The following is a 1,359-nucleotide window of genomic DNA, read 5'->3' on the forward strand; positions in this document are numbered from 1 at the left end:
AACGCCTCGACCAGCACGGAGACGATCGCCGTGCCGAACACCACCAGCAGCGGCACGAGCGAGGAATAGGCGATGTCCGGGGTCATCGGGGCGCACCTTCCACGTGGGCGACGGTCGCCGCGACCGCCGGGTCGATCACGTCCAGCGCGGGCTGCGGGTAGAAGCCCAGCACGACCAGCGCCACAACCAAAGGCGCCAGCACGACGCGCTCGCGCACCGTCAGGTCGGGCGTGGTCTCGAGGCCGGTCGCGACGGGCCCGCCCATGACGCGCTGGTAGGTCCACAGGATGTAGACCGCGGCCAGGACGAACGTCGCCGTCGCCAGGACCGCCGCGACGGGATACACCTCGAACGTGCCGACGAACACCAGGAACTCGCTGATGAACGGCGCGAGCCCCGGCAACGAGAGCGTCGCGAGCCCGGCCACGAGGAACACCCCGGCCAGCACGGGGGCGACCTGTTGGACGCCGCCGTAGTAGCCGATCTCGCGGATCCGGTGCCGACGCACGAGGAACCCGGCCACGAGGAACAGGGCGGCCGTGGCGAGGCCGTGGTTGACCATGTACAGCGTGGCGCCTGCGGCGGACTGGGTCGTCGCGGCGAACACGCCCAGCACGATGAACCCGAAGTGCGAGATCGACGCGTACGCGATGAGGCGCAGCAGGTCGGTCTGCGCGATCGCCATGAGCCCGCCGTAGATGATGCTGATCACCGCGAGCGTCACCATCACGGGCGTGGCGGTGTCGGCGGCGCCGGGGAACAGCGGCAGGCTGTACCGCAGCATCGCGAAGGTGCCGACCTTGTCGACCACCGCCATCATGAGCACGGCGGCGGCGGGCGTCGCGGCGACGGCGGCGCCGGGCAGCCACGTGTGGAACGGCCACAGCGGCGCCTTGATCGCGAACGCGAGCGTGAACCCGGCGAACAGCAGCAGCGCCGCGCCGCTCGGGATCTGCAGGCGGCCGTCGGCGACGGCGTCGGTGATGAGGCGGTGGTCGAACGTGCCGCGGCCGTCGGGGCCTAGTCCGGCCCGGTCTGTGTAGATGTAGAGGGTGATCACCGCGGCGAGCATGACCAGCCCGCCGGCCAGGTTGTAGAGGAGAAACCGCACGGCCGCGCGGGCCCGGTCGGTGTCGCCGGAGCCTGCGCTGCCCGAGTCCGCGCCGCCGAATCCGCCGATGAGGAAGTACAGCGGCACGAGCATGGCCTCGAACGCGACGTAGAACAGCAGTACGTCGAGGCTCGTGAACGCGACCAGCGCGAGTCCCTGCGTCGCGAGCAGCAGCGCGGGGTACGCCTGCCCGCGGCGGCCGGGTGCCGCGCTCGCCGCGTCCGCCCCGTCCAGCCCGTCCGGCCCCT

Annotated in this window: 1 protein-coding gene; it reads right to left on the reverse strand. The window is 71.7% G+C overall.

Annotated elements, in window-relative coordinates:
- Window positions 1-82 precede the first annotated feature (82 nt).
- A partial coding sequence (locus tag G6030_RS08700; protein WP_182642860.1) for an NADH-quinone oxidoreductase subunit M occupies window positions 83-1,359 on the reverse strand: 1,277 nt, incomplete at its 5' end.

Source organism: Dietzia sp. E1, from assembly GCF_014145015.1.
Taxonomy (GTDB): domain Bacteria; phylum Actinomycetota; class Actinomycetes; order Mycobacteriales; family Mycobacteriaceae; genus Dietzia; species Dietzia cinnamea_A.